The organism is Streptomyces sp. CA-249302 (assembly GCF_050936785.1).
In the GTDB taxonomy this organism is placed as follows: Bacteria; Actinomycetota; Actinomycetes; order Streptomycetales; family Streptomycetaceae; genus Streptomyces.
The window spans coordinates 3788387-3814003 of record NZ_JBNJMG010000001.1; the positions used below are offsets into that span (position 1 = coordinate 3788387).

The 25617-nt window shown below is 70.6% G+C and carries 22 protein-coding genes and 2 pseudogenes; 14 read left to right on the forward strand and 10 right to left on the reverse strand.

The genetic code is table 11. From position 1 onward, the window contains the following. Positions 1 to 2: 2 nt before the first annotated feature. The 3 genes and pseudogenes from ACQEWB_RS16945 to ACQEWB_RS16955 all read right to left on the reverse strand — a co-directional run bounded on the left by ACQEWB_RS16945 (position 3) and on the right by ACQEWB_RS16955 (position 1973). Positions 3 to 449 carry an HD domain-containing protein gene (locus ACQEWB_RS16945; protein ID WP_432831734.1) on the reverse strand — a complete coding sequence of 149 codons (447 nt, stop codon included), beginning with the start codon at positions 447 to 449 and terminating at the stop codon, positions 3 to 5. Further along, positions 446 to 775, reverse strand: a pseudogene (locus ACQEWB_RS16950) (ABC transporter permease); the annotation flags it as partial. The pseudogene ACQEWB_RS16950 and the gene ACQEWB_RS16945, both read right to left, overlap by 4 nt. A 16-nt stretch (positions 776 to 791) precedes the next feature. Further along, positions 792 to 1973 (reverse strand): PP2C family protein-serine/threonine phosphatase, encoded by a 1182-nt coding sequence (locus tag ACQEWB_RS16955; protein ID WP_432831736.1) that lies wholly within the window; start codon positions 1971 to 1973, stop codon positions 792 to 794. A gap of 231 nt (positions 1974 to 2204) precedes the next feature. On the opposite strand from ACQEWB_RS16955, the gene ACQEWB_RS16960 reads away from it, so the two are divergent. Beyond that, a complete protein-coding gene (locus ACQEWB_RS16960; protein WP_432831738.1) occupies positions 2205 to 3434 on the forward strand; it encodes a GNAT family N-acetyltransferase in 1230 nt (409 codons plus the stop codon). Between the two features lie 9 nt (positions 3435 to 3443). Here ACQEWB_RS16960 and ACQEWB_RS16965 read toward each other — a convergent pair whose 3' ends face one another. Both ACQEWB_RS16965 and ACQEWB_RS16970 read right to left on the reverse strand, forming a co-directional pair. After that, positions 3444 to 4253, reverse strand: coding sequence for an Fpg/Nei family DNA glycosylase (locus tag ACQEWB_RS16965; protein ID WP_432831740.1), 810 nt, complete (start codon positions 4251 to 4253; stop codon positions 3444 to 3446). A 65-nt stretch (positions 4254 to 4318) separates the two neighbouring features. After that, positions 4319 to 4804 carry a ribose-5-phosphate isomerase gene (locus ACQEWB_RS16970; protein ID WP_432831742.1) on the reverse strand — a complete coding sequence of 162 codons (486 nt, stop codon included), beginning with the start codon at positions 4802 to 4804 and terminating at the stop codon, positions 4319 to 4321. 207 nt (positions 4805 to 5011) lie between these two features. Here ACQEWB_RS16970 and ACQEWB_RS16975 point away from each other — a divergent pair, with 207 nt between their 5' ends. Next, a complete protein-coding gene (locus ACQEWB_RS16975) occupies positions 5012 to 6430 on the forward strand; it encodes an amino acid permease (RefSeq protein WP_432831744.1) in 1419 nt (472 codons plus the stop codon). On the opposite strand, the gene ACQEWB_RS16980 is transcribed toward ACQEWB_RS16975, so the two are convergent. Then, positions 6417 to 8645, reverse strand: a complete 2229-nt coding sequence (locus tag ACQEWB_RS16980) for a protein kinase domain-containing protein (protein ID WP_432831746.1) — start codon at positions 8643 to 8645, stop codon at positions 6417 to 6419. The two genes, ACQEWB_RS16975 and ACQEWB_RS16980, sit on opposite strands and share 14 nt — an antisense overlap. A 234-nt stretch (positions 8646 to 8879) precedes the next feature. On the opposite strand from ACQEWB_RS16980, the gene ACQEWB_RS16985 reads away from it, so the two are divergent. Both ACQEWB_RS16985 and ACQEWB_RS16990 read left to right on the forward strand, forming a co-directional pair. Beyond that, the gene (locus ACQEWB_RS16985) at positions 8880 to 9611 is read left to right on the forward strand and encodes a hypothetical protein (protein WP_432843855.1); all 732 of its coding nucleotides are present in this window, start codon (positions 8880 to 8882) and stop codon (positions 9609 to 9611) included. A 94-nt stretch (positions 9612 to 9705) separates the two neighbouring features. After that, positions 9706 to 10870: pseudogene (locus tag ACQEWB_RS16990) on the forward strand (FAD-binding oxidoreductase). Here ACQEWB_RS16990 and ACQEWB_RS16995 read toward each other — a convergent pair. Beyond that, positions 10854 to 11435, reverse strand: a complete 582-nt coding sequence (locus ACQEWB_RS16995; RefSeq protein ID WP_432831748.1) for a biotin transporter BioY — start codon at positions 11433 to 11435, stop codon at positions 10854 to 10856. The pseudogene ACQEWB_RS16990 and the gene ACQEWB_RS16995 overlap by 17 nt on opposite strands. A gap of 422 nt (positions 11436 to 11857) precedes the next feature. Between ACQEWB_RS16995 and ACQEWB_RS17000 the strand changes: the two genes are divergently transcribed. The 7 genes from ACQEWB_RS17000 to ACQEWB_RS17030 all read left to right on the forward strand — a co-directional run bounded on the left by ACQEWB_RS17000 (position 11858) and on the right by ACQEWB_RS17030 (position 18808). After that, positions 11858 to 13030, forward strand: a complete 1173-nt coding sequence (locus ACQEWB_RS17000) for an ROK family protein (protein WP_432831750.1) — start codon at positions 11858 to 11860, stop codon at positions 13028 to 13030. 194 nt (positions 13031 to 13224) lie between these two features. Beyond that, on the forward strand, positions 13225 to 14253 hold the full coding sequence (locus tag ACQEWB_RS17005; RefSeq protein WP_432831752.1) for an ABC transporter substrate-binding protein: 1029 nt from the start codon (positions 13225 to 13227) through the stop codon (positions 14251 to 14253). Positions 14254 to 14258: 5 nt separating this feature from the next. Beyond that, complete coding sequence (locus tag ACQEWB_RS17010; RefSeq protein ID WP_432831753.1) at positions 14259 to 15101, forward strand: ABC transporter permease; 843 nt, start codon at positions 14259 to 14261, stop codon at positions 15099 to 15101. Continuing rightward, positions 15077 to 15802, forward strand: coding sequence for an ABC transporter ATP-binding protein (locus ACQEWB_RS17015; protein ID WP_432831754.1), 726 nt, complete (start codon positions 15077 to 15079; stop codon positions 15800 to 15802). The genes ACQEWB_RS17010 and ACQEWB_RS17015 overlap by 25 nt, the downstream gene beginning before the upstream one ends. Then, complete coding sequence (locus tag ACQEWB_RS17020; protein ID WP_432831755.1) at positions 15799 to 17148, forward strand: LLM class flavin-dependent oxidoreductase; 1350 nt, start codon at positions 15799 to 15801, stop codon at positions 17146 to 17148. The genes ACQEWB_RS17015 and ACQEWB_RS17020 overlap by 4 nt, the downstream gene beginning before the upstream one ends. 12 nt (positions 17149 to 17160) lie before the next feature. Then, entirely contained in the window at positions 17161 to 18057 is an 897-nt protein-coding gene (locus tag ACQEWB_RS17025) for a TauD/TfdA dioxygenase family protein (RefSeq protein ID WP_432831756.1), read from the forward strand. Positions 18058 to 18166: 109 nt separating this feature from the next. Then, positions 18167 to 18808 (forward strand): superoxide dismutase, encoded by a 642-nt coding sequence (locus ACQEWB_RS17030; RefSeq protein ID WP_432831757.1) that lies wholly within the window; start codon positions 18167 to 18169, stop codon positions 18806 to 18808. A gap of 120 nt (positions 18809 to 18928) precedes the next feature. Here ACQEWB_RS17030 and ACQEWB_RS17035 read toward each other — a convergent pair whose 3' ends face one another. The 3 genes from ACQEWB_RS17035 to ACQEWB_RS17045 form a co-directional block, all read right to left on the reverse strand. Further along, a complete protein-coding gene (locus ACQEWB_RS17035) occupies positions 18929 to 19705 on the reverse strand; it encodes an SAM-dependent methyltransferase (protein ID WP_432831758.1) in 777 nt (258 codons plus the stop codon). Positions 19706 to 19717: 12 nt separating this feature from the next. Next, entirely contained in the window at positions 19718 to 20341 is a 624-nt protein-coding gene (locus ACQEWB_RS17040; RefSeq protein WP_432831759.1) for a histidine phosphatase family protein, read from the reverse strand. Positions 20342 to 20692: 351 nt separating this feature from the next. After that, the gene (locus ACQEWB_RS17045) at positions 20693 to 22210 is read right to left on the reverse strand and encodes an FGGY-family carbohydrate kinase (RefSeq protein WP_432831761.1); all 1518 of its coding nucleotides are present in this window, start codon (positions 22208 to 22210) and stop codon (positions 20693 to 20695) included. A 122-nt stretch (positions 22211 to 22332) separates the two neighbouring features. Between ACQEWB_RS17045 and ACQEWB_RS17050 the strand changes: the two genes are divergently transcribed. The 3 genes from ACQEWB_RS17050 to ACQEWB_RS17060 are packed head-to-tail and all read left to right on the forward strand — an operon-like array spanning position 22333 to position 25545. Further along, complete coding sequence (locus tag ACQEWB_RS17050; protein ID WP_432831763.1) at positions 22333 to 23154, forward strand: DeoR/GlpR family DNA-binding transcription regulator; 822 nt, start codon at positions 22333 to 22335, stop codon at positions 23152 to 23154. Positions 23155 to 23174: 20 nt separating this feature from the next. Continuing rightward, entirely contained in the window at positions 23175 to 24107 is a 933-nt protein-coding gene (locus tag ACQEWB_RS17055) for an NAD(P)-dependent oxidoreductase (RefSeq protein ID WP_432831765.1), read from the forward strand. A 13-nt stretch (positions 24108 to 24120) separates the two neighbouring features. Beyond that, on the forward strand, positions 24121 to 25545 hold the full coding sequence (locus tag ACQEWB_RS17060) for an FGGY family carbohydrate kinase (protein ID WP_432831767.1): 1425 nt from the start codon (positions 24121 to 24123) through the stop codon (positions 25543 to 25545). The last annotated feature ends 72 nt before the right edge of the window (positions 25546 to 25617 follow it).

Consider the following 25617-nt stretch of genomic DNA (forward strand, 5'->3'; position numbering starts at 1 on the left):
GCTCACTGACCCAGACCGAGAAGTGCGCGCATGTGTGCGTACTTCTCGGTCAGTCTTTTGCGGGTCGGCTCGTCGTCGAGGCGGGCCAGGCGAGCCGGGTCCGCGTTGTGGGCCAGGTCCGCCTGCTTGACCAGGAGCGCGCCCGGGGTGGTGAGGATGCGCTCGGCGTACGCCTCGCCCGGCTCCCCGGCGCGCTTGGTGACGGCGAGGACGATGGCCTTCGTGCGCGGGCTCAACGCGGCCTGTTCCAGCCATTGTTCGGAGAGTGCGTGGTCCTCCACCGCGTCGTGCAGCCAGGCCGCCGCGATCTGCTCCTCGTCGCCGCCACGCGCGCGTACCCCTTCGGCGACCGCCTGGAGGTGTTCGGCGTACGGCCGTCCCGCCTTGTCGGTCTGGCCCTCGTGGGCGGTGCGGGCGATGCGCTCGACGGCGGGCAGCGACAGTGTCATTCCTCCAGTGTCTCCTTGCGGAGGGCCGTGCGGGCCGGGAGGGTCGCGGCCGTCACCCCGAGGATCACGATCGCGCCCGCGAAGGTGCCGTGGACCAGCGGGGGTATGTACGCCCCCTGCCCGGTCAGGCCCTTCATCATCGGGACCAGTGTGGCCGACGCGATGCCCGTGCCGAGGGCGATGCCCGCGAGGGCGACCATGAGGGCCTCCCAGCGGATCATGCGCAGGACCTGGCGGCGGGTGGAGCCGATGAGGCGGAGCGTGCCGAGTTCGCGGCGCCGGTCGAGGACGGTCATGACGAGGGTGTTGACGGCGGCGACGGCCGCACCGTGCACTGCTCGGCTATACGGGCTTCGCCGCCGCCGTCGGGCCTTCACGGCAGATCAGCAGCAGCGCCCGGTCGTCGTTGACGTCCTTCGCGACCGCCTCGATGAGGTGCCAGGCGGCGCCGTGGAAGCCGCCGGCCACATAGCGGTCGGCCTCGCCGGTCAGGCGGTCGATGCCCTCGACGATGTCCCGGTCGGAGGTCTCGACGAGGCCGTCCGTGAACAGCATCAACACGTCGCCGGGACGGAGCGAGCCCTTCACGGGGTCGAACTGGGCGCCGTCGTACACACCCAGCAGTGGTCCCTCGGCCGCCTTCTCCTCCCAGCGGCCGCTGCCCGCGCTCAGCTGGAGGCCCGGCGGATGGCCCGCTGAGTAGAGCTCGTAGTCGCCGGAGTCCACGTCCAGGACCAGGTGGATGGAGGTCGCGAAGCCCTCGTCCCAGTCTTGGCGGAGCAGATAGCCGTTGGCGGCGGGGAGGAAGGCGTGCGGGGGCAGCGAGCCCAGCAGGCCGCCGAAGGCGCCCGACAGCAGCAGCGCCCGGGAGGCCGCGTCCATGCCCTTGCCGGACACGTCCGTCAGGACGACCTCCAGCGTGCGGCCGCCGTTCGTCCGGGAGGCCACCACGAAGTCGCCGGAGAAGGACTGACCGCCGGCCGGCCGCAGGGCCATCTCGCGGTGCCAGCCGTCCGGCAGCTTGGGCAGCTTGCTCTGCACCCGGATGCGTTCGCGCAGGTCGAAGAGCATGGTCCCGCCGCGCCGCCAGGGCACCCCGACCCGGCTGCGGAACTGCGCGACGAGCAGCCCGAAGAACCCGCAGGCGGCCACCACCAGCACCACACCCGGGGTGACCCGTGAGGGCCCCTCCGTGTACGGGCCCAGCTTCACCGACTCGACGATCAGCGCGGTGGCCCCGGCGGCGTACAGACCGAGCAGGCTGGCCGGGCGCAGCAGCAGCCCGCCGGCGACGATCGGGACGACCAGCGCGGCCGGCGAGCACCACACGGAGTTCATGAGGGTCACGCCCGCGATCACCGGGATCGTCAGCAGCAGTCCGGCGAGCGCGACCCAGTCCGAGCCGTCCCCGCGGAAGTAGTCCACGGCGCTTCTGCGCAGGCCGACGCGGACCCGGTGCCACTGCATCCTCAACCGGGCCGTGAACGTCTCGGCCTCCGCGCGCCGCTCTCGTCCTGCTGCCATTAGTTCGGGACCTTATCCGTCGGACCCGCCACTTGGCACAGGAGGTACGACTTGTCCCCCATCCGAGGTTCGATTTCACAGTCACCGTTCGGACCGTGAACGCCCCGTTTTGTACAGGGGCGTTCACGACTTGTCGCCCTTCGGACCGGAGCCGGGTGTGGTGACGAACACCCGCGGCGGCCGCACCGAAAATCCCTCGCCCGTCCTGCGGTGCCCTGGTAGGCATGGTTCATGGGGACTGACTTGCGGGTGCTCGCGGAGAGCGAGTGGGATGCGTGGTACGACAACCTGATCCGGGCCTTCGGCGGGGTCCCGGAGTCGGCCGACGAGCGGGCACTGTGGCGTGAGCTCACCGAGACCGAGCGGGCCGTCGGGGCCTGGGACGGGGACCGGTGCGTCGGGTCGGCCGGGGCGTTCCGCTTCCGGATGACCGTGCCCGGTGGGGCCGCGGTGGCCGCGGCCGGAGTCACCATGGTCAGCGTGGCCGCCACGCACCGCCGGCGCGGGGTGCTGCGGTCCATGATGCGGCGGCAGCTGGACGACGTACGGTCCTGGGGCGAGCCGCTGGCGGTGCTGACGGCGTCCGAGCCGGAGATCTACGGCCGGTTCGGGTACGGCGTCGGGACGCAGCACGTGAACGCCGAGATCGACACGAGCCGCGTCACGCTGACCGTGCCGCCCGGCACCGACGACGTACGGCTGCGGTACGCCTCGCCGGCCGAGTCGCTGGGCGCCTGTGAGGCGGTGTACGCGCGGCTGGTGTCCCGGCGGCCGGGGATGATGGCCCGGCTCCCGGGCTGGGACCGGCTGTGGCTGCTCGATCCGGAGAGCGAACGGGACGGGGCGTCGCCGTTGCAGTGCGTGCTCGCGGAGCGGGACGGCCAGGTCGTGGGGTACGCGCGCTTCCGGGTCAAGCCGGAGTGGGACCACACGGGCCCCAAGGGCACGGTGGTCCTGTCGGACGCCGAGGCCCTGGACCCGGCGGCGCACGCCGCGCTGTGGCGGTTCCTGTTCGACATCGACCTGACGTCGACGCTCAGCGCGCGGATGCGGCCGCTGGACGAGGCGTGGCAGTACATGGCGTCCGACCTGCGCCGCTGCGGCAGGCGGCTGCGGGACTCGTTGTACGTCCGCCTCGTGGACGTCGGCGGCGCGCTCGAAGCCCGTACGTACCAGGCGCCGTTGGATGTGGTGCTGGAGGTCGAGGACGCCTTCTGCCCCTGGAACGGCGGGCGTTGGCGGCTGACCGGCGACCCGAAGGGCGCGTCCTGCGAGCGCACCGAGGATCCCGCCGATCTCGCCCTGTCCGTACGGGAGTTGGGCTCGGCGTACCTCGGCGGCGTGGCCCTGGACGCGCTCGCCGCGGCCGGGCGGGTACGGGAGCTGCGGCAGGGCGCGCTGGCGGAGGCGTCGCTCGCGTTCGCGTCGACCGTGGCGCCCTGGCTGCCGCACGGCTTCTAGGGCCTGTCGTCAGCGCTGCTGGCAGGCGGGGCACCAGAAGAGGTTGCGGGCGGCGAGGTCGGCGGTGCGGATCTCGCCGGCGCAGATGTGGCAGGGCAGGGTCGCCCGGCGGTAGACGTACACCTCGCCGCCGTGGTCGTCGACGCGCGGCGGGCGGCCCATCGCCTCCGGGGTGTGCTCGGGGCGGACGGTGTCGATCCGGTTGTTCCGGACGCCCTCGTGCATCAGCTCGACCAGGTCGGCCCAGACGGCGTCCCACTCGTCCGGGGTGACGTCCTTGCCGAGGCGGTACGGGTCGATGCCGTGCCGGAAGAGGACCTCGGCACGGTAGACGTTGCCGACACCGGCGATCACCTTCTGGTCCATGAGGAGTGCGGCGATCGTCGTACGGCTGCGGGAGATCTTCTTGTACGCCGCCTGCGGCTCGGCGTCCTTACGCAGCGGGTCGGGGCCGAGGCGGGCGTGTATGGCGTCCTTCTCGGCGTCCGTGATGAGGGCGCAGGTCGTGGGGCCGCGCAGGTCGACGTACGACGTGGCGTTCGCCAGGCGCAGGCGGACGGTGTCGGTGGGCGGGGGCGCGGGGGCGTCACCGAAGCCGACCTTGCCGAAGAGCCCGAGGTGGATGTGGACCCAGTCGGCGTCCCGGAACCCGAGGAAGAGGTGCTTGCCGTGGGCCTCGGTACGGGTGAGATGGGAGCCGTTCAGCAGCTCGGCGGCATCGGAGAACTTCCCCTGGGGACTGGTCACCCTGACCGGCACACCGGCGAAACGGCCGCCGTAGTCCAACGCCAGCCTGTGAATAGTGTGCCCTTCCGGCACCGACGCACCCCCTTTCCACCCACCCGCCCGTCTCGGTCCCTCGACGGGCGGGACTCGAAAAACCTCTACTGCTGCGGGTGGTGCGCCGGGATCGGCGGCAGGTCGCCCGTCGTCTCGTAGGCCGTCAGCATGTCGATGCGGCGGATGTGCCGCTCGTCGCCCGAGAACGGCGTACCCAGGAAGGTCTCGACGAACTTCGTCGCCTCCTCCGTGGTGTGCATCCGCGCGCCCACGGCCACGACGTTGGCGTTGTTGTGCTGCCGGCCCAGCGACGCCGTCTCCTCGCTCCACGCGAGAGCCGCCCGCACGCCCTTCACCTTGTTCGCGGCGATCTGCTCGCCGTTGCCGGAGCCGCCGATCACGATGCCGAGGGAGTCGGGGTCCGCGGCCGTCCGCTCCGCGGCGCGGAGGCAGAAGGGCGGGTAGTCGTCCTGGGCGTCGTAGATGTGCGGGCCGCAGTCGACGGGGTCGTGGCCGGCCTCCTTGAGCCACTCGACGAGGTGGTTCTTGAGTTCGAGGCCGGCATGGTCGGAGCCGAGATACACGCGCATGGCTCCGAGTGTGACATGGCTGTTTCCGGGCAGCAGCCCCGGGTGTCGACCAGGGAAAATCCAGGCCCAACCACAGAACCTCAAGAAAACCTCAAGTAACGATCTGGATTCAGAGGTTCACGAATAGATTTACCTGCGATTCACTGGCCCGACTCGTACAGACCCCAGTACGGGAGACCGCTCACCCGGCGCAAAGGAATTCCCCCCATGACTTCCGGGCTCCAAGCAGGCCTCAAGAACCGTCATCTGTCGATGATCGCCATCGGCGGCGTCATCGGCGCCGGCCTCTTCGTCGGCTCCAGCTCCGGCATCGCCACGGCCGGCCCCGGCATCCTCCTGTCGTACGCCCTCGTCGGCACGCTCGTCGTGCTGGTGATGCGGATGCTCGGCGAGATGTCGGCGGCGAACCCCACCTCCGGCTCCTTCTCGGCGCACGCCGACCGCGCGCTCGGCCGCTGGGCCGGCTTCTCCATCGGCTGGCTGTACTGGTTCTTCTGGGTCGTGGTGCTCGCGGTGGAGGCCACCGCCGGTGCCAAGATCCTGGAGGGCTGGATCCCGGCCGTACCGCAGTGGGGCTGGGCGCTGATCGTGATGGTCGTGCTCACCGCCACCAACCTCGTCTCCGTCGGCTCCTACGGCGAGTTCGAGTTCTGGTTCGCCGGGATCAAGGTCGTGGCGATCGGCGCGTTCATCGTCGTCGGCGCGCTCGCGGTGTTCGGTGTGCTGCCGGGCGCCCACACCGACAAGGCGGGCCTGGGCAACCTCACCGACCACGGCGGCTTCCTGCCGAACGGGCCCGGCGCGATCCTCACCGGCGTACTGCTGGTCGTCTTCTCCTTCATGGGCAGCGAGATCGCGACGCTGGCGGCGGGTGAGTCGGAGGACCCGCAGCGCGCGGTGACGAAGTCGACGAACAGCATCATCTGGCGGATCGCCGTCTTCTACCTGGGCTCGATCTTCGTGGTCGTCACGCTGCTGCCGTGGAACGACCCGTCCATCAAGGACAAGGGTTCCTACGTGGCCGCCCTGGACTCCCTCGGCATCGCGCACGCCGGTCAGATCATGAACTTCATCGTGCTGACCTCGGTGTTGTCCTGTCTCAACTCCGGCCTCTACACGGCCTCCCGGATGGCCTTCTCGCTCGGCGAGCGGGGCGACGCGCCGAAGGCGTTCGCGAGGACCACCTCGCGGGGTGTGCCGATGGCAGCGATCGTCGTGTCCGTGGTGTTCGGGTTCGTGGCCGTCTTCTTCAACTACAAGTTCCCCGACTCGGTCTTCCTCTTCCTCGTCAACTCCAGTGGCGCGGTGGCCCTGTTCGTGTGGCTGGTGATCTGCTTCTCACAGCTGCGGATGCGGCGGATCATCCAGGCCGAGGCGCCGGAGAAGCTGGTCGTCAGGATGTGGCTGTACCCGTATCTGACCTGGGCGACGGCCGCGTTGATCGTGTTCGTCCTCGGCTACATGCTGACCGACGCGGAGCACGACGGCCGCGAGACGGTACTGCTGTCGCTGCTGGTCGCCGCGGTCGTCCTGGCCATCGCCTTCGTGAAGGAGAAGGTGCGCGGCGGACGCGGGACGGCCGCCGCCACCGGGGACAAGGCCAAGGACCCCGTCAAAGCACCGTGAAGCTGTCCTTGACCTTGTCGTACGTCTTGACGGCCTGGGCCTCCACGTCCGGGTGATACCAGATGTTGACCTGGTACGACCTGCCTGCCTGGTTGAAGCCCAGCAGGCGGGCGTGCCAGGGGACGTCGTTGACGGTGACCGTGTACTCCCAGACCACCGCCGGGTTGCCCTGGAAGGTCGTCTGCTCGAAGCGGATCTTCCGGTAGTCCTTGCCCTGGTGGGCGTTCTGCTCCGACTGCTCCCACGTCTTCACCAGGTCGCCGCGGGCCACCGAGGACTTGGCGACGAGTTCCTGGGCGGTGTCCGGGGAGGTGTAGTGCACCTCGGCCCCGGTCTTCACGTTCCGCGTCCAGCCCTTGGGAGTGGCCCAGGCGTATCCGCCGGCCTCCTCGTGCGTGCCGGGCGGCAGGGTGCGGGGGCGGGTGGTGCCTTCGACGGTGGGCGAGGGGCTGGTGGCCGACGTGGACGGGGAGGTCGAGGACCCGGCGGCCTTGTCGTCGCCGGGCGAACCGGAGTTGGCGAGCAGCAGCACGACGACGACCGCGGCGACGGCGGCGACTCCGGCACCCGCGAAGACTCCTATACGGCGACGATCGCGCCGGGGCTCGGCCGGCACCGGCGGACCGGGCAGCTCCCTCTCGTGCTCCGGCGTCCTGAGCGGGTGGGAGCCGAGGGCGGGGCGGGTGCGCCGCTCGTGGTCGGCGCCGTTGGGGTGCGCCGGGCGCTGGGTCATGGCGGCCTGGGCGCGGATCAGGGAGACGCCTGCGCGTTTGACGGTCGGGGGCGCGGAGCTTGCGGAGTGGGGCGCGGGGGCCGACGGGGTCTCGGAGCGGACGTCCGGGCGGAGTTCGGAGGGGACTTCGGTGGAGGCGCTGGGGGTGGGGGCGGGGAGTTCGCCCGCTGGTGGTGTGCGGTTGCCCGTGGGACTGGGGAGTTCGGCCGCCGGTGGTGTGCGGTCGCCGGTGCGGCGCGGGTACGGGGTCGGCAGAGTGCGGTGGCCGAAGTCGTGGGTGTCGGTCTGGTCCGGCGGGGGCGCGTCCTCGACGGGTTCGGGTTGCCTGGGGTCGCGGACGGCTCGTACGAAGCGGGTATCCACGTAGGCGGGGGTGGGTGATTCGTTCGGGGTCCACGGAGTGGGCGGGGTGGGGCGTGCGTCCTCCGGGGGCGCCGGGGTGTCCTCGGGTTCCGGGGGCTCCTCGGGTTCCTGGACCTCCTGGAGCTCCTGGAGCTCCTGAGGCACTTCTGTGGCTTCCGGTGCTCCAGGTGCCGGCTCCGCACTCCGTTTCTCGAGTACGACGGCGTACGCGGGCACCGACGGCTCGGATTCCACGTCTCCTGCCGACTCGGGAGCCAGGTCCGCCTCCCGTTCGGCGTCAACACCCCCCGCCTCGACCGGCTCTTCCTCCTCGGCCTCCGCAACCTCTCCCCCGCCCACCGGCAGAGTCGGCGTCGACGCGGGGAACGCGATCGGACGCAGGGCCTCTTCCAGGTCCGGCAGACCCGGCCTGACCTCGGGTTCCTTCTCCAGCAACGCGGCCAGGACCTCGCCCAACGGGCCCGCCGCGGGCGGGATTTCGGGCTCCTCGTAGAGGACCGCGTGCAGCGTGGCGAGTGTCGTGTCGCGGGAGAAGGGGGACCGGCCGCCCAGCGCCGCGCACAGCGTCGCGCCCAGGGACCAGATGTCCGACGGCGGGCCCTGGGGACGGCCGGAGACACGCTCGGGGGCCATGTAGTCGGGGGAACCGACCAGCATGCCCACCATGGTGAGCGCCTTCGCGTCCTGGATCGCGGCGATCCCGAAGTCGGTGAGGACGATGCGCTCGCCGAGCTCGCCCGCGCCCTCGACCAGGACGTTGCCCGGCTTGATGTCCCGGTGCAGGACCCCGCGGGCGTGCACCTGGCGCAGTGCCGCCACCAGGCCGAGCCCGATCCGTGCCGTCTCGCGCGAGCCCAGCGCGCCGTCCTCGACCATGATCCGTTCCAGGGAGCGGCCGTTCACCAACTCCATCACGATCCACAGGCGTTCGCCCTCGTCCACCACGTCGTAGACCCGTACGACGTTGGGGTGGTCGATCCGCGCGGTCGCCCTGGCCTCGCGCAGTGTGCGTTCGCGGCGGGTGCGGGTGTCCTCCGCGTCCAGGCCGTCTATCCGCATCTCCTTGACGGCCACCGGACGGTCGAGCATTTCGTCGGCGGCTCGCCACACCCGCCCCATTCCCCCCTGCCCGATACTTTCGACCAACCGATAGCGCCCCGTCACCAGAAGCCCTGGAACACCGCCGCTCCTCGTATTCCCCGGCAAATCCGCTGCACCCCCTCGACCACGCCCCGGTTCACCCCGAGTGAAACACAATGGTCACACTTCATGCCGTACCAGCATAGTGCGGAGAAATCTTGTGGTAGCTCTTCAAGTACTGCGAATTCAGGCGCAGCCAAGGGGGATGTGAACATGAGTTCTCGTCGCAGGACGGCCATCGCGGGATCAGTGGTCGCGGCATCTTTTTCGGCGGTGATGATCCTTTCCTTCACCGCCAGCGCGGACGACCAGGGGCCCGGCAGCAGCAAGGGGGGAAAGGTTATCGACGAGGCCCCGGCAGGTGTCAAGCTGACCACTCTCCTGCCTTCGAAGATCTCGGTCGACAACAGCTCACAAAAGACGGCGATCACCGCCACGGTCAAGAACGACGGGTCCAAGGACAGCGGGAAGATCCAGCTTCTGGTCGTCGGTTTCGACGGCCTGACGGTCAAGAACGTTCAAGGCTGCTCCGCAATTGACAAGGGAAGTCTTCCGGAGGGCTCGAACAGCGGATTCGCCTGCCCGATCGACAATCTCGCGGCCGGTAAGTCGAAGTCGTACGCGGTGGACGCCACGTTCGACCTGACGAAGACCGGAAAGATCTGTCTGCCCGTGCAGACAGGTGACGGAAAGAAGACGTACTGGCAGCAGGGACCGGTTCCGTTCGGTACGAACAACCCGTCGCCGAACGCCCCGGCCACCCCCCTGCTCCTCGGCACCGACAACAAGCCGGTGGCTCCGGGCGGCGGCGTGAGCGAGCTGCCCAAGACCGGTGTCGGGCGTGACCTCCTGCCGCTCGGCGCGGCGGGCGCGGCGCTGCTGACGGCCGGTGCGGCGGGCCTGTGGTGGTCGACCCGGCGGCCGGGCGGGCAGCTCCGGGGCTGACCGGGCAACAGCACATCAGGGCGCACGACTGCGGCCGGGGGCTTCGGACCCCGGCCGCCACTTCGCCGTAAATGCTGATGGTGGTTGTCAGGTTATGCGGGCAGGGTGCCTGCCATGGACTTCGTCGACAGCACCGCAGACCTGCTCGTCCTCGGCCGGGGACGTGCGGGCCGCCGTGCGGTACGCGGCCGAGCGCGGGCTTCCGGTCGGTGTCCAGGCCACCGGGCACGGGCTGCCCGGCGCCTCGGAGGGGGGTGTGCTCGTCACCACGCGGCGGATGGACGGGGTGAGCGTGGACCCCGGGGCGGGTACCGTCCGCGTCCGGGCGGGCGTGCGCTGGGGGCAGGTGGTCGCGGCCGCCGAGCCGTACGGGCTCGCGCCGCGAATGGGGGTACCTCCCACGCCTTCGGCAGTGGGGAGGATCCGCCCCGAGCGTCGGTGCCGTCTCCTACACGCTGAGCGGCGGACTCGGCATCCTGGCAAGGGAGTTCGGCTACGCGGCCGACCATGTGCGCTCGCTGGACATCGTGCCGGCCGACGGACGGCTGCGGCACGTCACCCGGGACTCCGAACCCGACCTGTACTGGGCCCTCCTCGGCGGCGGGCACAACTTCGGCATCGTCACCGAGCTGGAGATCGGCCTCGTACCGGTGAAGTCGCTGTACGGCGGTTCGATCGCCTTCGACGGGCGGGCGGTCGACCCGGCGGCGCTGCTGCGCGCCTACGAGGAGTGGACGCGGACCCTGCCCGACGGGCTGACCTCGTCCTTCGCCGTCGTACCGTATCCGGACCTGCCTGCGCTGCCGCCGCGGCTGCGGGAGCGGTACGTGGTCTCCGTGCGGGTCGCCCACACCGGCGCCGGTGGTCCGGACATCGTGGCTCCGCTACGGGAGTCGGGGCCGGTGCTCGCCGACTCGCTGCGGGAGATGCCGTACGCCGAGAGCCGCACCATCCACAGCGACCCGGACTTTCCGCACGCCTACTACGGGGACAGCGCGGTGCCGTATCGCGAAGGGCGTTTTCTGGTGCGGCTGTTGACGGTCGGGGACCGGGAGCAGGCGCGTGCGGTGCTGGATCCGGCCTTCGCGCTGCTCGCGGACGTGACGCTCGGGCGGGCGCTCAACTTCGCCTTCGGGGCCGGGGACCGGACCGAGGGGCTGTACGACGGGGAGACGTCGAAGAGGCTCGCCGGGCTGAAGTCGTCGTACGACCCGGCGAACCTCTTCCGTCACAACTGTGGCGTCAGCGCTGCTTGTTGACGAACCTCCAGGCGGTGGGCGTCACGCCCATCGCCAGGGCCGCCTTGAGGGCGTCGCCGAGCAGGAACGGGGTGAGGCCGGCCGCGATCGCGGCGGAGAGGGAGAGGTCGGCCGAGTACGCCAGGTACGGGACGCCGACGGCGTAGATGATCGCCTCGCCCAGCAGCATCGTGCCCGCCATGCGGACGACGGAGCGGTCGGCGCCGCGGCGGGCCAGGGCGCCCACGACGGTGGAGGCCAGGATCATGCCGAGGATGTAGCCGAAGGAGACGGAGGTCCCGGAGGTGCCGCCCGCGAACCACGGCAGGCCGGCGAGGCCGGCCAGTGCGTACAGGACGAGCGCGGAGAGGCCGCGGCTCGCGCCGAGGGTGGTGCCGACGAGCAGCGCGGCGAAGGTCTGGCCGGTCACCGGGACCGGGGAGCCCGGGACGGGCACCGAGATCTGGGCCGCGAGGCCGGTCAGCGCGGCGCCGCCGAGCACGAGGGCCACGTCCCGGACGCGGGAGGCGGGCAGCAGGTCGGCGAGGACCTCGCGGGGGCGGGCGGTGACGGCGGCGGTGCTCATGGGGACTCCGCGGGTGACGGGGACATGCAGGGACTCCGTGACGCTATCCCGGCGTGCTTGAGCCGATCACCGTCATTGGTCGACAAATGGTGGGGCGGGGGCTTGGTGGGCTCCGGACAAAGGATGCCTGTTACACCGGGTACGGCGTGAGAACGGTCACTGAGGCGGGGAGGGTGCGGTCACTCCGGGGTCCATTGCGAGTATGTAAGGTCCCGCCAAATGAATCCTAGTGGTCTGGTCTGATTCGCCCTTCCTGGCCTACCCTTCGAGCCATGGTTGCCCAGGCCCGGAACTTCACGTCGCGTCGCTATGTCGACCTGCGACGCCAGGGTGCTGCCACCTGTCGCCGTCCCGGCTGAGGCGGGCTGCGGCGCGCCTCGGTCTCCGAGACGTGTCGGCCCCGTTCCCGAGGACGGTCTTCCATGCCCGCTGCCCTGGCATCCCCTACATCCAGTAATTCCAGTACTTCCAGGCGCCGGACGAGCGCCAGCGTCGTCCTGCGGTCCGTGCTCGAGCACGGACCGGTGGCGCGTTCCACCATCGCCCGGCTGACCGGTCTGTCGCCGGCGTCGGTGACGGACTACTGCGCCCGGTTCGCCGAACTCGGCCTGATCCGCGAGGCGTCCGCGCCCCGGCGCTCGAACGGTGTGGGCCGCCCGCATGTCCCCGTCGACCTGGACGACTCGCGTTTCGTGGTCGCCGGGGTGCATGTCGCGGTGCCGTACACCACGGTCGCGCTGCTCGACCTGCGTGGGCGGGTGGTGAGCCGACGCGAGCTGCCGCACGAGCGCACCGATCCGGGGTGGGTGCTGGCGCGGGCCGCCGAGGGGCTCGCCGAACTGCTCGCGGAGGCGCCGGGCTGCCGGCCGCTGGGGGTCGGCGTGGCCGTCGGCGGCTGGGTGGACCGGGAGTCCGGGACCGTGGTGGAGCATCCGCTGCTGGGCTGGCGGGACGTGCCGGTGCGCGAGGTGCTCGGCGAACGCACCGGGCTGCCGGTCCATGTGGACGGCCACGCGCGGGCGTTGGTCAACGGGGAGCGGCTGTTCGGGCGGGCGCGGGGCAGCGGGAGCGTGCTGCATCTGTTCGTCGGCAACGTGGTCGACGCGGCGTTCGCCACCGGCGACGAGGTGCACCACGGGCCGCGCTCCCAGGCCGGCGCCATCGCGCATCTCCCGGTGCCGGGCGGCACGGAGCCCTGCGTCTGCGGTGAAGTCGGCTGCTTGCAGGCCGAGTTGAGCGAGCGGACGCTGTGCCGGCGGGCGCGGGAGGCGGGCGTCGCCGTGGGCGTGAACCCGATGCACGTGGTCACGGCGGCGGCCGCGGGCGACCTTCGGGCGGTACGGCTGCTGGTGGCGCGGGCGGGTGCGATCGGGCGGGCGGCGCGACTGCTGCTCGACGTGCTCAACCCGGAGACGGTGGTGGTGACCGAGGTGGGTGTCATCCACCGGGAGGACTGCCTGAGCGCGTTGCGGGCGGGGGTCGGGGCGGAACGCGCGGCCTCGGTGATGCCGACGAGTTTCCCGGATTCCGTGCTGGCGACGGCGGGCGGTTCGGTGGCATTGGACGTGCTCTACCGGGATCCGCTGGCCGCCTGACCTGAGCGTAATTAATTCAGAAACTCCGAATGTTGACAGCGGTTCCATGCGACCGGGAACATCCTGTTCATGAGCCCGCACCTGTACGTTCGCACCCTTTGTTGCTGACACGTTGCCCCGCGTGACGCGCTCATTTCTTCCGCATGAAATTCCTTCTCGGTAATTCCTCATGCGCTTATTCAGGGAGTCCTCCCATGCCGTTTTCCCGCACGTCCGGTATCGACCGGCGGCTGTTCCTCTCCTCGGTCCTGGGCGCCGCCGCCGGTGTCGCCGGGCTCAGCGGCTGCGCGGGCAGCAGCGCGGCCGCCGACAACAAGGTCACGAGTCTGAAAATCGCCTCGTATCTGAATACCCAGCAACTCCAGTTCAAGCTGGCCAAGTTGGGCGACCTGCCGTTCAAGGTGTCGAGCTGGCTCAACATCGGCGCCGGACCGGATGTCATCAACGCGTTCCGCGCCAAGTCCCTGGACATCGGGAACAACGCCGGTATTCCGCCGATCCAGGCGCACTACCAGGGATTCGACGCGAAGATCGTCGCGATCAACATCACCCGAAAGCCCAACTACCTCTTCGCCACCAAGCCCGGCAGCGACATCGGCTCGGTCGCCGACTTCAAGGGAAAGAAGCTCGCCTTTTCCCAGGGCCAGGCCCAAGGGGTCGTACTTCTGCGGGCGTTGAAGAAGGCGGGCCTCAAGTACGACGACGTCGAGCTCGTCCCGCTGACCAGCAACCAGTTCCTGACCGCCCTGCAGTCCGGGCAGGTCGACATCGCACCGCTCGCCAACACCCAGGTGCCCGCCTATCTGCAGCAGTACGGGTCCAAGGGCGCCCACACCATCACCACCGACGTCGTCGACCTCCTCAACCTCCTCTGGGCGCCGGCCTCGGTGCTCAACGACTCCGCGAAGGCCGCCGCGGTCGCCGCCTACATCCCGTTCTGGGCCAAGGGCCAGGTCTGGGCGTACGAGAACCCCGACATCTGGAACGAGGAGTTCTACGTCAAGACGCAGAACCTCACCCTCGCACAGGCCCAGAGCATCACCGAGCTCGCCAACAAGCCGCTGTTCCCGCCCAGTTGGGACGAAGCGATCAAGTGGGAGCAGGAGACCGCCGATCTGCTCGCGGAGGGCGGCTTCGTGAAGAAGTTCGACGTCTCCTCGCTCTTCGACCATCGCTTCGAGGCCATCGCCGCCAAGGCCGTACCGGCGGAGTACCGGAGGTGACCGCCATGACCACGACGACCGCTGTCGCGCCGGTGACGGCCGCGGAGGAGAGCCATCGGGTACGACGACGGCGCCGGAGCCTCTCCCCCGGCAGACGCCTGCCCGCCGCACGGCTCGTCGGGCCCGCCCTCTTCCTGGGCCTGTGGGCGGCCGCCTCCGCCGCCGGACGGCTCGACCCCGGCGCGATCCCGGCGCCCTGGACGGTACTGCGGACCGCCGGTCACCTGTGGACCGCCGGGACCCTGCGCACCGACATCCTGACCTCGCTGGAGCGCGCCGGGTACGGCTTCGCGATCGGCCTCGTCGCGGGCGTCGCCCTCGCGCTGGCGGCCGGGCTCAGCCGGGTCGGCGAGGCGCTGATCGACGGGACGGTGAACCTCAACCGGGCGATCCCGACCCTCGGTCTGATCCCGCTGTTCATCCTCTGGCTGGGCATCGGCGAGGCCTTCAAGATCGCCATCATCGCGATCGTCGTCTACGTCCCGATCTACCTGAACACACATGCCGCGCTGTCCGGCATCGACAGCCGTTTCGTCGAACTGGCCGAGGTGCAGGGCCTGTCGAGGCTCCAGTTCATCCGGCAGATCGTCGTCCCGGGCGCCCTGCCCGGATTCTTCGTGGGACTCCGGCTCGGGGTGACCGGCTCCTGGCTCGGCCTGGTGGTCCTGGAGCAGATCAACGCCACCAGCGGACTCGGCTACATGATGTTCCAGGCCCAGAACTACGGCCAGTCCGACGTGATCCTCGTCGGCCTGCTGGTCTACGGGGTCTTCGGTCTGGTCTCCGACAGCGCGGTCCGTCTCATTGAACGGAGGGTGCTGTCATGGCGCCGCACACTGAGCAACTGACCCGGCCGGCCGTCCAACTCCGTGGGCTCACACGGTCGTTCGAGGGTCGTACGGTCCTCGACGGCATCGACCTCGACATTCCCGCCGGGCAGTTCGTGGCGCTCCTCGGGCACAGCGGGTCCGGCAAGAGCACGCTGCTGCGGGCCGTCGCCGGGCTGGATCACAACGTCGCCGGAGGCGGTCGGTTGGCGGCCCCGGAGCGGGTGTCCGTGGTCTTCCAGGACTCGCGGCTGCTGCCCTGGCGACGGGTGCTGGACAACGTACTGCTGGGGACGGAGGGCGAGGAGAAGGGGCGCGCGGCTCTCGCCGAGGTCGGGCTGAAAGGGCGCGAACGGGCCTGGCCCAACGAGCTCTCCGGCGGCGAGGCCCAGCGTGCCGCTCTCGCGCGGTCGCTGGTCCGGGAACCGGAACTCCTGCTTGCCGACGAGCCGTTCGGTGCGCTGGACGCACTGACCCGGATCAGGATGCATGCGCTGCTGCGGGAGTTGTGGAAGGCGCATCGGCCGTCGGTGCTGCTGGTCACGCACGACGTGGACGAGGCGATCGTGCTGGCGGATCGGGTGCTCGTCCTGGAGAACGGGCGTATCGGACTCGACCTGGCCATAGACCGACCGCACCCGCGTTCGTACCGGGACCCCTTGCTGAGCGAATACCGAGAGCGGCTACTGACCGCCCTCGGAGTCACGGAGGACCACGCATGACCCGCCGGCTGCACCTCAACGCCTTCCTCATGAACACCGGTCATCACGAAGCCTCCTGGCGGCTTCCCGAGAGCGACCCCTACGCCCATGTCGAGCTCGGGCACTATGTGAAGCTCGCCCGGATCGCCGAGCGCGGCACCTTCGACTCGCTCTTCCTCGCCGACGGTCCGCAGCTGTGGGGCAGTGTCGCGCAGCGGCCCGCCGGTGCGCTCGAACCGCTCACGCTGCTCACGGCGTTGGCGACCGCGACCGAGCACATCGGTCTGATCGCGACCGCGTCGACCTCCTACAACTCCCCCTACAACCTGGCCCGCAAGTTCGCCTCCCTCGACATCATCAGCGGCGGCCGGGCGGGGTGGAACATCGTCACCACGGCCGGGGCGGAGGCCGCCCGGAACTTCGGCCTCGACGCCGAGCCCGCGCACGCCGAACGGTACGCCCGGGCCGGCGAGTTCCTCGACGTCGCACTCAAGCTGTGGGACAGCTGGGAGGACGACGCGATCCTCGGCGACAAGGAGACCGGCGTCTGGGGCGACGACACCCGGATCCACCCGCCCCGGCACAAGGGGACGTACTTCAGTGTCGAGGGCGCCCTCAACGTGCCCCGCTCGCCGCAGGGTTACCCGCTGCTCGTGCAGGCGGGGTCGAGCGAGGACGGCAAGGCGTTCGCGGCCCGGTACGCGGAGGCCGTCTTCACCGCCCAGCAGACCCTCGCCGACGCACAGGCCTTCTACGCCGACCTCAAGTCCCGTACGCGGCAGGCCGGTCGGGATCCCGAACACATCAAGGTGCTGCCCGGGATCGTGCCGGTCATCGGGTCGACCGAGGCCGAGGCGCGGGCGCAGGAGCAGCTGCTGGAGGACCACATCGTGCACCGGCACGGGGTGGCCAATCTGGAACGGCTGCTGCAACTGCCGCTCGGGACGCTTGATTTGGATGCCGAGCTGCCCTCCGACCTGCCGCCCGAAAGTGCCGTCGAAGGGGCCAGGAGCCGGTACACGCTGATCGTCGAGCTGGCCCGGCGGGAGCGCCTCACCGTCCGCCGGCTGATCGGGCGGCTCGGCGGCGGGCGCGGTCATCTCACCTTCGCCGGTACGCCCGGGCAGGTCGCCGACGCGATCGAGACCTGGTTCACGGGCGGCGCGGCCGACGGCTTCAACATCATGCCGGCGGTGCTCCCGTCCGGCCTGGAGACCTTCGTCGAGCAGGTCGTTCCGATTCTGCGGCGGCGGGGGCTGCTTCGTACGGAGTACGGACCCCGGCAGACCCTGCGGGAGCGATACGGGCTTCCGCGGCCCGCCAATCAGTACCTCACCCAGTCCATCACCCAGCCCGCGCTCGTCTGAAAGGACCCGCTCATGTCCGGCATCGGAATCCAGAAGGTCACCGCCCACATCGGCGCCCGTGTCTCCGGCGTCGACATCTCCGAGCCGCTCGGTGCGGAGACGGCCCAGGAGATCCGCGAGGCGCTCAACGTCCACAAGGCCCTCGTCTTCGACGACGTCCACCTCGACGACGAGTCCCAGCAGGCCTTCGTCCGCCACTTCGGTGACATCACCACCGCCCACCCGACCGTCTCGTCCGTCGACGGCGTCCCGAACGTCCTGCCCGTCGACAGCGGGCGCGGCCGGGCCGCCAACCACTGGCACACCGACGTCACGTTCGTCCTCAACCCGCCGCAGGCCAGCACCCTGCGCAGCATCACCGTCCCGCCGTACGGCGGCGAGACCCTGATCGCCAGCTCGGCCGCCGCCTACCGTCAACTGCCGGAACCTCTGCGCCACTTGGCGGACACGCTGTGGGCGGAGCACACCAACGACTACGACTACGCCGTACCGGACGAGGAGGTCGACGAGGAACAGGCCGCCCAGCGGGCCCAGTTCACGTCCATCAAGTACCGCACGGTCCACCCGGTGGTCCGCGTCCACCCGCTGACCGGTGAACGCGGGCTGTTCATCGGCGGGTTCGCGCAGCGGATCGTCGGTCTGTCGCCGGGCGAGTCCCGCAGGATCCTCGACCTGCTCCAGGCGTACGTCACCCGGCCGGAGAACATCCTGCGCCACCGCTGGTCGGAGAACCAGCTCGTCCTCTTCGACAACCGCATCACCCAGCACTACGCCGTCGACAACTACGACAGCCGGCCGCGCCGTCTGCACCGGGTGACCATCGCCGGCGACATCCCGGTCGGCATCGAAGGCAAGGAGAGCTACTCGATCGAGGGCGACGCCTCGCATTACACGAGCGTGGCCGCGTAGTCGGTCCCCGTCCCACCGCGATCTGCCCCCGTGTGATCCACACGGGGGCTTTTTGCTGCTAGCTTGTTGTTGCGAATTACTTGCAATAAAGGTTCGGAGGGAACCCGTCATGCCCGTCTACACGCTTCCTGACCTGCCCTACGACTACGCCGCGCTCGCCCCCGTGATCAGCCCCGAGATCATCGAGCTGCACCACGACAAGCACCACGCGGCCTATGTGAAGGGCGCCAACGACACGCTGGAGCAGCTGGCGGAGGCGCGGGACAAGGAGAGCTGGGGGGCCGTCAACGGGCTGGAGAAGAGCCTGGCCTTTCATCTGTCCGGGCACATCCTGCACAGCATCTACTGGCGGAACATGAGCGGGGACGGGGGCGGGGAGCCGCTGGAGGCCGACGGGGTGGGCGAGTTGGCGGACGCCGTCGCCGAGTCCTTCGGGTCGTTCGGTGGGTTCAAGGCACAGTTGTCGAAGGCTGCCGCCACCACTCAGGGGTCGGGGTGGGGCGTACTCGCCTACGAGCCGCTGAGTGGGCGGCTGGTCGTCGAGCAGGTTTACGACCATCAGGGGAACGTCGGGCAGGGGGCCACACCGATTCTCGTGTTCGATGCCTGGGAGCACGCCTTCTATCTGCAGTACCGGAACCAGAAGGTCGACTTCATCGAGGCCATGTGGCAGGTCGTCGACTGGCAGGACGTGGCCCGGCGTTACGCTGCCGCGAAGTCCCGGGGGGATGTGCTTCTGCCGGCCTCGTGAGCAGTGGGAACAACCTTGAGCGTCCTGCCTCGTGATCGTCTTCTCAACCTTCGCCGGGCAGGCGGAATGACGGAAGCCCCCGGGAGGACGTGACTCCCGGGGGCTTTCCGGTGCCTGCTTCTACGGCTTGCGTGCCAACCCGCCGTGCTGGCCGATCGGGGTCGTGTCCGCGCCGGGGGCCGGGTGCCAGAGGGGGACCGAGACGATGCCGGGGGCCACCAGGTCCAGGCCGTCGAAGTACGCGGTGATCTGGTCCACCGGGCGGAGGAAGTACGGGACCGCGCCGGTCTCGTTGTAGGCGTCCTGGGCCTGTTCGTAGGCCTGGTCCGTGCCGCGGGAGCCGTCGTTGACGGAGAGGTAGCTGCCGGACGGCAGGCCCGCGAGGAGGCTGCGGACCAGGGCGCGGGCCTCGTGGTAGTCCGGCACGTGGCCGAGGATGCCGCTGAGGATCAGCGCCGTGGGCCGGGTGAGGTCGAGGGTCTTCCCGGCCGCCTCCAGGATGGCGTCCGGGTCGTTCAGGTTGAGATCCTCGTACGCCGTCACGCCCTCCGGCGTCGACGTGAGCAGGGCGCGGGCGTGGGCCAGGACCAGGGGGTCGTTGTCGACGTAGACGATCCTCGCCTCGGGGGCGCTGCGCTGGGCGACCTCGTGGGTGTTGTCGACGGTGGGCAGGCCGGTGCCGACGTCCAGGAACTGGCGTACGCCCGCCTCCTCCACCAGGTACCGGATGCTGCGGCCGAGGAAGGCGCGGCTGCTGCGGGCGATGGTGACGATGCCGGGGAACACCGCGGTGTAGGCGTCGCCGGCCGCCTCGTCCACGGGGTAGTTGTCCTTGCCGCCCAGCCAGTAGTTCCAGATGCGGGCCGAGTGGGGCACGGAGGTGTCGATGTCCGTCATACGGTCATCCTCCTACGCCTCGTCCGGCTCGCACGGCACGTTCAGTGAGATCAGCCCAACTGACCTGTCCTGCATGCGGAGTTCGGTGATCGCTGCGTTCTGGAGTCGGGGGAAGACGCGGCGGTAGTCGGCGAGCGGGATGCCCAGGAGGTGGCACAGGGCCAGGCGGAGCAGGGTGTTGTGGGCGACGACCAGGATGCGGGCGCCGGGGTGGGTGGTGGCGATGCGGTGCAGGGCGGTGGCACCTCGGGTGGCTGCCGTCTTCGGGTCCTCGGCGTTGGGGAAGGGGTTGGCCACGGGGTCCTCGCGGAAGGCGCGTGCGGCTTGGGGGTTCTCGGCGGCGAATTCGGTGAGGGTACGGCCCTCTGCGGCGCCGAAGTCGCATTCGCGCAGGTCGGGTTCGCGGTGGGGGGTGAGGGTGAGAGCGTGGCAGGCGGGCTCGGCCGTGACGATCGCGCGGGAGACGGGGGAGGTCCAGATCGCGTCGACCGGGTGGGCGGTGGCCCAGCGGGCCAGGGCCTCGGCCTGGGCTCTGCCGGTGTCGGTCAGGGGGATGTCGCTGACTCCGGCGTAGCGGTTCTCGGCGTGCCAGACGGTTTGGCCGTGGCGGGCGAGGATGAGGGTGGTGCTGCTCATGACGCGGTCCGTCCGTGGGTGGGTCGGGGTCGGGGCGGTACGGCGAACCCGCCGCCGACGGTACTGCTGTGGGTCGGGAGGGGAACGAGCCCAATTAGCCACGTAAGCGGCGGGTTGCGCCGTACCGCCCCGACCCGCTCCCGTGCGTTCGCGGCTGCGGGTGCGTGGGACGGCCCGACCTGCTCCCGTGCGCTCGCGGCTGCGGGTGCGTGGGACGGCCCGACCCGCTCCGGTGCGAGAGCGGCTGCGGGTGCGTGGGGCGGCCCCGTTCGCGGCTGCGGGTGCGTGGGGGTGGTCCGACCCGCTGCCGTGCGTGGGCGGCCGGCTCGCCGTCCTGGCTGGGGTGTGCGTTCACGACTCCGTCGTGTCCTGGGTCAGGCGGGCGTGTGCGTGGGCCGCCACGGGGGGCGGTAGCCAGCCGCGGGTGGTTAGTTCGTCGATCAGGCGGGCGTATGGCTCGGCGAACCGGGCCGTGCGGGTGGGGTGGGGTTCCAGGACCGTGTGGATACGGACCATGCGTTCGGCCACCTCGGTGAGGGGGCCGGCGCCTGTGCCGTGGGCGGCGAGCGCCGCCATGCCCAGGGCGGGGTCGGTCTGTGCCGGTACGCGGGCCGGGCGGGCCAGGATGTCGGTGCGGAGTTGGTTCCAGTACGGGCTTTGGGCGGCGCCGCCGGTGAAGGTGAGGGGGCCGTGCAGGGGGGCGCCCAGGTGGTGCAGGTAGTCCAGGCAGAGGCGTTCGGTGAAGGCCACGCCCTGGAGGAGGGCGGCCCACAGGTCGGCGTCGTTCTTGGGCTCGCCGAGGAGGAGGGCGGTGGCGGTCGGTGCGCGGAAGGGGAAGCGCTCGCCGGGTGAGGTGAGGGGGTACGCCACCGCGCCGGACGGCTCGTAGGACGCTGCTCTCCTGTCCATGACGGTGGGGGCGGCGGTTGGGAAGGTCGCGGTCAGTACGCCCGCGCCCACGTCGGACGCTCCGCCGGGTAGCCAACTCCCGTCCGGTGCGCGGTGGTTGTAGACCACCCCGGTGGGGTCTTGGACGGGGGTGGTGGCGGCGCCCTTGAGGACGAGGGTGGTGCCGAGTACGGAGTTCCAGGAGCCGGGGCGCAGGGCGGCCGAGGCGATCTGGGCCGCGCAGCCGTCGGTCATGCCGGCGATGACGGGGGTGGCGAGGGGGATGCCGGTGGCCTCGGCTGCTTGCGCGCAGACCTCGCCCAGGCGGGTGCCGGGGCGTACGACGTCCGGCAACAGGCCGTCGGGGAGGTCGAGTTCGGCGAGTCGGGGGTACGGCCAGGCTTCGTGCTCCAGGTCGTAGCCGGTCTTGAGGGCGTGGCTGGAGTCGGTGGGTGGGGGTTCGCCGGTGAGGTGGGTGACGATCACGTCGGGCTGGTGGGCGAGGCGGAAGGGGGAGGGGCGGACCAGGTGCAGGTGGGGGTGGTGTGCGCGGGGGGTGGGGGGCGCTTCTCGGTGGTCTTCCAGCAACCACATCGCCTTCGGCAGCGCCCAGGTGTCCTGCACCCGCAGGCCCACTCCGCGGGCCTGCGCCCCCTCCTCGGACGCGCGTCCGTCGTCGTACATGAGCGCGGGGGTGAGAGGGTGGCCGGCCGGGTCCGTGAGCAGGACCGTTCCGGAGGTTCCGCATACTGCCAGGCCGCCGATCCGTACGGCACGGATGTTCCGCAGTGCCTGGCGGGAAGCCGTGCACACCCCCGCCCACCAGTCCTCCGGGTCCTGTTCGTGCCGTTCGCCGTCCCGGCGGCCGGTGAGGGGGGCGGAGCCTCGGCCCAGGACCGTTCCGTCGGCCGTGACCAGCAGTGCTCGGACGCTCTGGGTGCCCAGGTCGATCCCCAGCCACGCCTCCCGCTCCTCCAGCATCCGTACCTCCGGGCATCGGCCGATTCCGAGAACTTCTCAGGCTCCATTGATATTGACCCGCGGTTTTCGCCTGTGCGAGGGATTGACGCGCAACTTCCACCGTTACACCCTCGGTTGGCGAGATGAGTGGCAACAGCAGCGGTAGTGGCGCGCAGCAGCAGGGGCCCGCGGCCCGTCGGGCCGCCATGGCCGAGCAGGTCCTGGCCGACGGTTCGGCGACCGCGGCCGAGCTCGCCGAGCGGTTCGGCGTGAGCCTGATGACCATCCACCGGGATCTAGACGAGCTCGAACGGCAGGGGATCGTACGGAAGTTCAGGGGCGGCGTGACCGCGCAGCCGTCGGGGGTCTTCGAGTCGAACGTCCAGTACCGGCTGAAGACCATGCGGGCCGAGAAGGCCGCCGTGGCCTTGGAGGCGCTGAAGCTGATCGAGCCCGGCATGGCGGTCATGCTGGACGACTCGACCTCCACGCTGGAGATGGCACGGCTGCTGCGGCTGGGTGGGACAACCCCGCTGACGGTGGTCACCAACTTCCTTGAGGCCATCAACCTCCTCGCCGACCAGCGGGGCATCCATCTGATGGCCCTGGGCGGGGACTACGACCCCCTGCACTCGTCCTTTCTGGGCGTGTCCTGCGTGGAGGCGATCCAGTCCCTGCGGGTCGATGTCTGCTTCGCGTCCACGTCGGCCGTGCACGGGGGCTACGCCTACCACCAGGAGCAGCACATCGTGTCGGTGAAGCGGGCGATGCTCGACGCGGCCGCCCGCAACGTCCTGCTGGTCGACCACACCAAGCTCGCCCGGACCGCCCTGCACCGGGTCGCCCCGCTCTCCCGCTTCGACCTGCTCCTCGTCGACGACGGGGCGTCGGCGGAGGCCCTGCGGGACCTGGACGAGCACAAGGTCGACCACCGGATCTGCGCGACCGGGGCGAACGAGCCGTAGGAGACGGGAGACTCCCCGCGATGAACGAGATTCTGCGGATCGTGGCGGCCGGCGACCATTTCGTGCGGCCCAGGATGATCTCCGAGACCATCTCCGCGATCTGGCCGCGGGAGCGGTCCGGACGGGCCTTCCTGGTACGGGAGTTGACCCTGGGGTGGCCCCTGGAACCCTTCGGGCCGGTGGCCGAGGTCGACGAGGCCGGCGGCACGGAGGAGGCGGTGATCCAGGCCCTCGCCGACGACCGGGAGGTCCTGATCACCCAGATGGCCTCGGTGACCGAGCGTGTCATGGAGTCCTCCCCTGCTCTGCGCCTGGTCGTCGTCTGCCGTGGGGGGCCGGTCAACGTCAATCTGGACGCGGCGAAGGTCAACGACGTGCGGGTCTGTTACGCGTCCGGCCGGAACGCCGCCGCCACCGCCGAGTTCACCGTGGGGCTGCTGCTCGCCGCGCTGCGACGCATCCCGCAGGCCCACGACCTCCTTGCCGGGCAACGGAGTTGGCAGGGGGCGACCTACTACACGTATGAGCAGAGCGGTCTGGAGCTGGAGGATCTGCCGGTCGGGCTCGTCGGCTACGGCGCGGTGGGTAGTCGGGTGGCTCGGGCGCTGTGCGCTTTCGGTGCGCAGGTGATGGTCTACGACCCCTATGTGCGAGGGGAGATCCAAGGGTTGCGGGTCTCCTCGCTCGACGAGCTTCTGCGGCGTTCCAGGGTGATCACCTTGCACGCTCGTCTCACGCCTGAGACGCGGGAGCTGGCGCTGCTGCCGGAGGGGGCGGTGGTGGTGAACGCGGCGCGGGGGCCGCTGCTGGACGAGGACGCGCTGTGCGACGCGCTGGAGAGCGGGCGGTTGTCGGGGGCGGCGCTGGACACGTACGAGCGGGAGCCGGTGCCGGAGGGTTCGCGGCTGTTCGAACTGGCCGACCGTGTGGTGATGACCCCCTGTCTGACCTGAGCCTGGAGGCGAGATGTACGTCGGTATCGATGTGGGCACGTCCATGGTGAAGGCCGCCGCGTTCGACGGCAGCGGGCGTGAACTGGCCGTAGAGGCGCGGCCGGTCGGGCTGGCCCTGCACGGCGGTGTCGTCGAGCAGGACATGGAGGAGGTGTACTCGGCCGTCGTCGGGGTGCTCGGCGCGCTCACCTCCCGGGTGGGCGAACCCGTCGAGCTGGCCGGGCTCACCGGGCAGGGGGACGGGGTCTGGCTCGTCGACAAGGAGGGGCGGGGGGTGCGGGCCGCCGCCTCCTGGATGGACGGGCGGGCGCACGAGCTGCTCGATCAGTGGCTGGCCGACGGGACCTTCGAGACCGTGTTCCGGCGGACCGGGAGCGCCATGTTCCCGGGGTGTCCGGGGCCGTTGCTGGCCTGGTTCGACCGTTACGAGCCGAAGGCCCTGGATGCCGCTACCACCGCCCTGTACTGCAAGGACATGGTTTTCCGGCGGCTGACCGGCGCGCCCGTGACGACGGACGTGTCGGACGCGTCGATGCCGTTCCTGGACCCGCGGACGAGGACTTACGACAACCGGGTCGTCGAGCTGCTCGGTCTCACCCACCGGCGCGGGCTGCTCGCGCCCGTCGGTGATCCGATCGCCACCGCCGAGGCGCGCGGCGAGGGGCTGCCGGCCGGGACGCGGCTGGCGAACGGGCCGTACGACCTGCCGGCCTGTGCGCTCGGGGCCGGCGTGACGGTCCCGGGCGACGGGCTGCTGATCGTCGGCACCTGCCTCGCGAGCCTCGTCGCCACCACCGACCTCGACCTGAGCGGCGAGCCGGCCGGCCTGTACATCTCCACCGACCGGCCCGGGCACTGGCTGCGCGCGATGCCGGCGATGGTCGGCACGGCGGCCCTGGACTGGGTGCTGTCGACGACCGGCGTGCACCACGAAGACGTCGACGCGCTGCTGGCCGACACCTCGCCCGGCGCGAACGGCGTGCGTGTGCTGCCGTACTTCGCGCCCTCCGGCGAACGCGCACCCTTCGTCGAACCGCGTCTGCGGGCCGAACTCACCGGCGTCTCCCTGGAGTCGACCAAGGGCGACCTGGTGCGGGCGACCTGCGAGGGCATCGGCTTCGCGGCCCGGCACTGCCTGGCGGCGGCGGGTCTGACGGGGTCGCTGGCGGTGTGCGGGGGTGGGACGCGGAGTCCCGCCTGGATGCGGCTGCTCGCGGATGTGCTGGGGCGGCCGCTGAGGGTCATGGAGGGTGAAGTGGGCGCGCGGGGCGCGGTGTTGGCGGCGGCGGAGCGGTACGGGGTGGGGCTGGACGCGGGGGTGTGGACGGAGCCGACCTCGGGGGTGGAACCCGACCCGGACCGGGCCGCGTACTACACGAAGGCGTACGAGCGGTACCTGGAGAGGCTCGGCGAGGCTCGGGAACGGGTGCGGCGCTGACGCCACGCGGTGGCGGCGGGACCGGTTCCGGGTGGTTCGCGGGGGTGGCGGGACCGGTTCCGGGGCTCCCCC

Bases quoted from the DNA above. Each gene is read 5' to 3' on its own strand.
- ACQEWB_RS17025 (WP_432831756.1), top strand. From the start codon at position 17,161: ATGTCCGGCATCGGAATCCAGAAGGTCACCGCCCACATCGGCGCCCGT.
- ACQEWB_RS16960 (WP_432831738.1), top strand. From the start codon at position 2,205: ATGGGGACTGACTTGCGGGTGCTCGCGGAGAGCGAGTGGGATGCGTGG.
- ACQEWB_RS16975 (WP_432831744.1), top strand. From the start codon at position 5,012: ATGACTTCCGGGCTCCAAGCAGGCCTCAAGAACCGTCATCTGTCGATG.
- ACQEWB_RS17040 (WP_432831759.1), bottom strand. From the start codon at position 20,341: ATGAGCAGCACCACCCTCATCCTCGCCCGCCACGGCCAAACCGTCTGG.
- ACQEWB_RS17000 (WP_432831750.1), top strand. From the start codon at position 11,858: ATGCCCGCTGCCCTGGCATCCCCTACATCCAGTAATTCCAGTACTTCC.
- ACQEWB_RS17005 (WP_432831752.1), top strand. From the start codon at position 13,225: ATGCCGTTTTCCCGCACGTCCGGTATCGACCGGCGGCTGTTCCTCTCC.
- ACQEWB_RS17015 (WP_432831754.1), top strand. From the start codon at position 15,077: ATGGCGCCGCACACTGAGCAACTGACCCGGCCGGCCGTCCAACTCCGT.
- ACQEWB_RS17030 (WP_432831757.1), top strand. From the start codon at position 18,167: ATGCCCGTCTACACGCTTCCTGACCTGCCCTACGACTACGCCGCGCTC.
- ACQEWB_RS16970 (WP_432831742.1), bottom strand. From the start codon at position 4,804: ATGCGCGTGTATCTCGGCTCCGACCATGCCGGCCTCGAACTCAAGAAC.
- ACQEWB_RS17045 (WP_432831761.1), bottom strand. From the start codon at position 22,210: ATGCTGGAGGAGCGGGAGGCGTGGCTGGGGATCGACCTGGGCACCCAG.
- ACQEWB_RS17020 (WP_432831755.1), top strand. From the start codon at position 15,799: ATGACCCGCCGGCTGCACCTCAACGCCTTCCTCATGAACACCGGTCAT.
- ACQEWB_RS17050 (WP_432831763.1), top strand. From the start codon at position 22,333: ATGAGTGGCAACAGCAGCGGTAGTGGCGCGCAGCAGCAGGGGCCCGCG.
- ACQEWB_RS17060 (WP_432831767.1), top strand. From the start codon at position 24,121: ATGTACGTCGGTATCGATGTGGGCACGTCCATGGTGAAGGCCGCCGCG.
- ACQEWB_RS17010 (WP_432831753.1), top strand. From the start codon at position 14,259: ATGACCACGACGACCGCTGTCGCGCCGGTGACGGCCGCGGAGGAGAGC.
- ACQEWB_RS16955 (WP_432831736.1), bottom strand. From the start codon at position 1,973: ATGGCAGCAGGACGAGAGCGGCGCGCGGAGGCCGAGACGTTCACGGCC.
- ACQEWB_RS16995 (WP_432831748.1), bottom strand. From the start codon at position 11,435: ATGAGCACCGCCGCCGTCACCGCCCGCCCCCGCGAGGTCCTCGCCGAC.
- ACQEWB_RS16985 (WP_432843855.1), top strand. From the start codon at position 8,880: ATGAGTTCTCGTCGCAGGACGGCCATCGCGGGATCAGTGGTCGCGGCA.
- ACQEWB_RS16945 (WP_432831734.1), bottom strand. From the start codon at position 449: ATGACACTGTCGCTGCCCGCCGTCGAGCGCATCGCCCGCACCGCCCAC.
- ACQEWB_RS17055 (WP_432831765.1), top strand. From the start codon at position 23,175: ATGAACGAGATTCTGCGGATCGTGGCGGCCGGCGACCATTTCGTGCGG.
- ACQEWB_RS16980 (WP_432831746.1), bottom strand. From the start codon at position 8,645: ATGGGGCGGGTGTGGCGAGCCGCCGACGAAATGCTCGACCGTCCGGTG.
- ACQEWB_RS17035 (WP_432831758.1), bottom strand. From the start codon at position 19,705: ATGACGGACATCGACACCTCCGTGCCCCACTCGGCCCGCATCTGGAAC.